This is a genomic window from Synechococcus sp. R6-10, assembly GCF_047461815.1.
GTDB lineage: Bacteria > Cyanobacteriota > Cyanobacteriia > Thermostichales > Thermostichaceae > Thermostichus.
In genome coordinates this window covers 1-5678 of the sequence record NZ_JANSHW010000290.1, presented here as the reverse complement: position 1 = coordinate 5678, position 5678 = coordinate 1, and the positions used below count along the sequence as shown (strand labels likewise).

The 5678-nt window shown below is 57.8% G+C and carries 7 protein-coding genes and 1 pseudogene; 3 read left to right on the top strand and 5 right to left on the bottom strand.

The genetic code is table 11. The features are described from left to right. The 4 genes from NW837_RS08880 to NW837_RS08865 form a co-directional block, all read right to left on the bottom strand. Positions 1-402, bottom strand: a 402-nt coding sequence (locus tag NW837_RS08880; protein WP_414330772.1) for a DUF4397 domain-containing protein, incomplete at its 3' end; no start/stop codon positions are given. A gap of 180 nt (positions 403-582) precedes the next feature. Further along, a complete protein-coding gene (locus NW837_RS08875; protein ID WP_414330775.1) occupies positions 583-1902 on the bottom strand; it encodes a bifunctional sterol desaturase/short chain dehydrogenase in 1320 nt (439 codons plus the stop codon). A gap of 145 nt (positions 1903-2047) precedes the next feature. Then, positions 2048-2572, bottom strand: coding sequence for a DUF192 domain-containing protein (locus NW837_RS08870; RefSeq protein ID WP_414330770.1), 525 nt, complete (start codon positions 2570-2572; stop codon positions 2048-2050). A 72-nt stretch (positions 2573-2644) separates the two neighbouring features. After that, complete coding sequence (locus tag NW837_RS08865) at positions 2645-2821, bottom strand: hypothetical protein (RefSeq protein ID WP_187147162.1); 177 nt, start codon at positions 2819-2821, stop codon at positions 2645-2647. Between the two features lie 21 nt (positions 2822-2842). Between NW837_RS08865 and NW837_RS08860 the strand changes: the two genes are divergently transcribed. The 3 genes from NW837_RS08860 (at position 2843) to NW837_RS08850 (ending at position 5506) form a co-directional block, all read left to right on the top strand. Next, complete coding sequence (locus tag NW837_RS08860) at positions 2843-4153, top strand: serpin family protein (RefSeq protein WP_414330768.1); 1311 nt, start codon at positions 2843-2845, stop codon at positions 4151-4153. Between the two features lie 120 nt (positions 4154-4273). After that, positions 4274-4888, top strand: a complete 615-nt coding sequence (locus NW837_RS08855) for a Uma2 family endonuclease (protein ID WP_414330774.1) — start codon at positions 4274-4276, stop codon at positions 4886-4888. Between the two features lie 93 nt (positions 4889-4981). Beyond that, positions 4982-5506 carry a hypothetical protein gene (locus NW837_RS08850; protein ID WP_414330767.1) on the top strand — a complete coding sequence of 175 codons (525 nt, stop codon included), beginning with the start codon at positions 4982-4984 and terminating at the stop codon, positions 5504-5506. Here NW837_RS08850 and NW837_RS08845 read toward each other — a convergent pair. Beyond that, a pseudogene (locus tag NW837_RS08845) lies at positions 5498-5678 on the bottom strand (RNA-guided endonuclease TnpB family protein); the annotation flags it as partial. The gene NW837_RS08850 and the pseudogene NW837_RS08845 overlap by 9 nt on opposite strands.

Here is a 5678-nt window from a genome sequence, read left to right as displayed (position 1 = left end):
CACCAGGGCCGTCATGCGACTCGGCTCGTTGGCAGCAACCACCGAGAATACTCCCCCGCCCCTGAGATTGGCTACGGTTCTGGCCGCAACCAAAGAACTCGCAGGCTGGCCAGGGTTCTCAGGCGTTGAAAACAAAACAATGTCGTACTCGCCCGCCGGTATGCGCACGTACTCGCTCACCGAGCCATAGGCTATGCCCCGAGCAGCTCTCACCCCTCCCACTTCCAAGTCGATCCGAGGGGCATTGGGGGCCACATGCACCAAGCGCACTTGGACTTCAGAAACTCCCGCAGATGCCGAAGGCATCGGGATGGCACAGCCGGACAAAAGCCCCGACATCAACGATCCACCCACCACCCAGAGTACTGCGCTCACCCACCGTCGCACCATGTTCACGCTCACTCCTACTCCTCACACCCAACGCTCACCGGGGATCGAGCTGCTGTGTTCCGCCAAGCCAAGGGGCACTCTCGCTCCCCAAAAGTTCCCATTGGCACGCCAAGGAACCTGCTCTTGTCTTACTCCACTTTTGCGCCCAATGCCATAGAGCTATGGAACGGGTTGGGATCTAGTTCCTTTTAACTAAACCAAAGGCAAATCACCGGACTCGGCCCCACCTGCAGGATCTGGGTTGGGGGCAGGGATCCCTGTCTGTTCGCGCTCGCGGGACGGAGTCCTTGGAGACCGACGGCTAAACAAGCGGAAATAAGTGCTCACAGCCAGCTCTTTGAGCGGGAAAAGCAAGTAGGTCAGGGGGTTGATGGTGACGATGATGTTGCGGCAGTCTCGTTTGGCCTGGGCCAAGATCTGAGCGGCCACCCAATCTCCCGACATAACCCCAATGGGATTGAGCTGGCTCTTGAAGGGGCCGAGGATGAGCTTGCGCACTGTGCAGGGAGCATCGAGGCGGCGCAGAGTAACCAGATCGCCTAGGGCCCGCTTGGAGAGCTCGTAGAGGGGACTGAAAGCAGGGCTAGCCTCAGCCTCTGAGGTGTTCACCCACACCTCTTTGGTGGCCATCTCAGGGTTGCCGCGCACCGTCTGGAAGAACAGCTCCATTAAGCGCCAACTGGAGAAAGTGTTGACGGCATAGGACTGGCGGACAGACTCGGGATCCCGTTGCCTGTGGACGTTCAGGCCGTGGTTGAGCACCAAGATATCCACCCGCTCCAGCAGCTCAGCCAGGGATCCCTCTTGCCCCACCTGCCAGCGAACGGTCTCCACCGGCTGGATTTGGCCGTCCACTTCGATGTGAACCGAATCCGAATGGGAGCTGAGGGCGATGACTTTGGCCCCCTGCTGGTGAAAATGCTTGAGCAAGGCCCGGCCCAGGGTGCCGGAGGCGCCGGTGACGGCTACTCGCTTGCCTTTCAAGGAGAGACTGGTGCCCATGAGCCGATCTACGAGAGTCAGGGTGCCGCAAAAATAGGCGTTGGTATCGTCGAAGTGGTGCCGCCAGTGGTAGGCGCGGTTGACATGCCATTGGCTGGGAGGAACGGGGAAAGGCCCCGGCTGGTGGGTGATATCCGTCTGCAGGGCCAGCCCCCAACCCCGCAGCATACCAGCCACCCAAAAACTCGCCGAGTAGAGAATGCCCACCGTTGCCGCCAGGCCGTACAGCCAGGATCCCCAGCCCAACACCACCACCCAAGGGATCCCGGCCAGGATCATCGTCGCTGCTTCGGGAACATCGTGGTGCCACTGGGATTCTCGGTACAGCTGTGCATCCACCACGCTAAGGTCGGGGCGGAACAGGCGGTGGTGCAGGATGTGTTTGGGCATCAGCCAGGGCCACCGGTGGGCCAGCCAATGGCGTACATCCCGCACGATCTCAGCCCAAAGGATGGAGGCTAGGGCGACAGCCCCCACCCCTATCCAATGACTTACGCTGCTGACATCCATAGACTCGCTTGCGGTGGCCAAACCAATCCTGAGCTCGCGGTCGCCTCTTTTATGGACTCAGTTGGCGACTCTCAAAAATCATCGCAAAAATTCTTCAAAAGATCATCTTCGAGCCCGTCTTCTTTGTCCCCAAGGGAGGGAGAGATCAAGGGGCTACGGGCTGAAGCTCTCGGATCTCGACCGGATCTCCAACGGCCAAACCCAAAGCAGCAGCCGTCCCGCCGCGGAACTCCAGCACACCGTCCACCAACTGGGAAGGAGGCGGCCCATAGGTGGGGCAGGGTTGGGCGGGGCAGCCGGGCACATCGGCGGCAATGTACACCACCTTGCCTTGGTGAAGGAAAATGATGTCCAGGTTGATCAGAGTGTTGAACATCCAAAAAGAAGCTGGCTGGGGCGGATCAAAGGGAAACCACATGCCCCGATCCGGCGGCAAATCGGTGCGAAACATCAGGCCCAAGCGCTGTTGCTCAGGGGTGCGGGCCACCTCTAGCTCAAAGCGTTGGCCGGCAAGGGTGACTTCGGCTTCAACCGGCAGTTGCTGGGGCTGCCCTATGGCTGGGGGGGATGGAGAGATGGCTTCGGTTACCTGAGTTTGTGAGGCGGGAGATCTCTCCGGGGCAGCAGTACATCCCAAGCCGGATCCCAGGAGCAGTAGAGCCAGGCCCAAGGCGACTCTGCACCCTTTTGGAACGTGTATCGTGAACAGAACCATGTGGCACTCTCCTGTGCAGGCTTCATCCTATCGCGCCAGACGCTGCTGCTGCGACTTGACCAGCCAGACGCAGGAAGTTCCCCCCTGGGAGAGCCTTGCCAATTCTTGCTTGCCGGAAGCGGCCTGTGCTTTTCCCCCTTGAGCGCAGCCGGAATGGCGGCCCTGGGCAAGGGAAGTCCACAACCGACCCGATAGCATAGCCATAGACTCTGCCAGGAGAGCCCTATGAAAGACCTGTTTAATCGATCCTTGGTGAGCCGGATCCCTCTTCTGGCTCTGCTGGGTTTACTGAGCCTGAGCCTCTGGCCCACTCACGGGATGGGATCCCGTTCACAGGAAACCCCGGTGCGGATTCCCTTTGAGCCAACGGTGACCTATGGGGAAGGGTATGGGGAAAAGACCGTGGCCCAACAAGCCCAAAGCCGCTTTGCGCTGAAACTGTTTGATCACCTGCTCCGTCAGCAGCCCCAAGAGAACCTCTTTTTCTCCCCCTTGAGCATCCGCCTGGCCCTGAGCATGCTCTACAACGGCGCCTCTGGGGAGACTCAAACGGCAATGGCCGAGGTGCTGGAGGTACAAGACCTTTCCTTGAATGAGTTGAACTGGAGCAATGCCCAAATGGTGGGCTGGCTGGCGGAGGGATCCCCGGCAGGAGGGCCAGTCCAGGTGCAAATGGCCAACGGCCTCTGGGTGGATCAAACCCTCACCTTACAGCCCCAGTTTTTGCAGGCTTTGGCCACCTACTACCAAGCGGTGGTGAATCGGGTGAATTTGGGATCCCGGCAAACGGTGAACCAGATCAACGGCTGGGTGGCCGAGCGCACCCAGGGCAAGATCAACCGCATTGTGGATCGCCTCAGCCGCGAGGATTTGATGGTTTTGCTCAATGCCATCTACTTCAAAGGCGAGTGGACTCAGCCCTTCGATCCGGAGCGCACCCAAACTCAGCCCTTTACTCGGTTGGATGGCCGCCGCGTCCGAGTACCCATGATGGTTCAATCAGGTCGTTACGACTACCTGGAAACCGAGCAGTTGCAGGTGGTGAGCCTGCCCTACGGGGAAGGAGAACTGGAAATGCTGATCCTGCTGCCCAAGAAGGGAGTGAAGCTGGAATCGCTGCGGGCAGAGCTGAGCCCGGAAACTTGGCAAGAATGGACGGGATCCCTGCGCCCCCGTGCAGGTTCAGTGCGGATCCCGAGATTTGAATTGGCTTATGAAACGGATCTCACTTCCGTTCTGCAGCAGTTGGGCCTGGGGATTGCCTTTTCCAACCGAGCCGACTTCAGCCAGATGACCCCAGAGCCAGCGCGGATCAGCAAAGTCCTGCACAAAGCAGCAATTGAAGTGAACGAAGAGGGATCCGAGGCGGCAGCCGCTACTGGGGTGATCGTCTCCCGGACTGCTGTCGACCGGCAAGAGCCCTTTCAATTTGTGGCAGATCGGCCCTTCTGGTTTGCCATTGTGGCCTCCGGATCCGGCGGCAACCCAGCGGCCCAAACCGTGTTGTTCATGGGATCCCTGGTGGATCCTAAATAAGGGGATCCCTCAGGGCAGCTTGCTGACTTCTTACCGGGCCTGCAGATTGCTCTTCAGGATGTGTTGACCCCAGACCGGCTCCCTTGGTTGGTTTAGCCGTTTTTCATTGCGGAGGTCATGATGGTCGAGGTTTTGGAAAGAGAAAAATTGGCCGAGGCACCTGCTGATAGTTCTCCGGCAGCTTCTCGAAAAATTTGGACTGACGAAGAGTTTATGGCTTTACCGGAGGATGGCAATCGCTATGAGGTTGTGAATGGAGAACTGGTTACTGTGGGCTCGGCAGGCGCAAAGCATGGGTACTACGTAAGTTTGATTCATATCATTCTAGGCTCGTACGTTCGCAGTCAAAGGATTGGATTTACCTTCGATTCCGATACTTCCTTCAAAATGAAATCCGGTAATCGCCGCTCTCCAGATTGTTCTTTCTTTTCCAAAGAACGGCTGCAATCTCTGGGCGGGATCCCAAGGGGTTATATTGAGGGATCCCCAGACTTGGCTGTAGAAGTTCTCTCCGATGCCAACACCGTTGGAGAGATCCATGACAAGGTTGTTGAGTATTTTGAGAATGGATCCCGGCTGGTCTGGATCATTCATCCTGAAGAGAAATACGTTCTGGTCTATCGCCGGCCTGAGCCTGAAGCATTGAAGAAACCCGGCGACATCCTGGAAGGTGGAGAGGTGATCCCTGGATTTGCGCTGGATTTATCAGAGTTTTTTGCCGAGCCGGAGTTGTAGTTTTTCACCAACGCAATGCCCGGATAAGATGCCTTCAGCGCCTAGGGAAAAGCAACCCCTGTTAAGCTAGCCTAAGCAGTGGGATCCCATTTCATGGCATTGGTTTATCCGCAGGTTCTGGAGCGCAATCCCAAACGGCTGCGCATTGCCCTACAACGGTTCACTTCCCAGCAACTGGCTTGGCGGGCGGCAGGGGGCTTGGTGCTGCTAATTTTGGGATCCCAACTGTGGGCTCGTTCGCCGCTGTTGGGTTTGGTGGCTGTGGGGATGGGCCTGTGGGCTGGGATCCCTTGGGGGTTGGGGCAGATCCTGAATCTAGATTGCCAAAGCCAAAGGGTGACCTTGACCCGGCTGGGTGGCCCTTGGGGCTTTTGGCGGCAGCAGGTGTTTTCCTATCCCTTAGCTCAGTTGCAAGGAGTGCGGCTGCATCGAGTGGGTCAGGAAGTTTTGGATAACCAAGCTCAAGAGAGTTTTCAGGTCCAAAGCCAAGTGCGGCTGCAGTTTCACAGCGATCCTTCTAAACCGGAGCTGAACGAGGAGGTCATCGCCTGCTTTAGCAGCCAAGTCGGCATCAAAGGGGACGAACCAGAAGCTTTCGTGCTGATACATTTACGCTGAACACTGCTGAGCATTATCGCTCAACGGTGCAGCGATAGCATCCTGCCCACTGCTGAACAGGATGGCGGTATCCCGCAAAGCCCTGAGCATAACACCCAAGGCGCCTTGCCAATCTCGTGGTAGCCTATGGTTGCACTTTGGGCATCTAAACACCTTTGCGCCACCTAACCTC

Bases quoted from the DNA above. Each gene is read 5' to 3' on its own strand.
- NW837_RS08865 (WP_187147162.1), bottom strand. From the start codon at position 2,821: ATGGCTATGCTATCGGGTCGGTTGTGGACTTCCCTTGCCCAGGGCCGC.
- NW837_RS08875 (WP_414330775.1), bottom strand. From the start codon at position 1,902: ATGGATGTCAGCAGCGTAAGTCATTGGATAGGGGTGGGGGCTGTCGCC.
- NW837_RS08850 (WP_414330767.1), top strand. From the start codon at position 4,982: ATGGCATTGGTTTATCCGCAGGTTCTGGAGCGCAATCCCAAACGGCTG.
- NW837_RS08860 (WP_414330768.1), top strand. From the start codon at position 2,843: ATGAAAGACCTGTTTAATCGATCCTTGGTGAGCCGGATCCCTCTTCTG.
- NW837_RS08855 (WP_414330774.1), top strand. From the start codon at position 4,274: ATGGTCGAGGTTTTGGAAAGAGAAAAATTGGCCGAGGCACCTGCTGAT.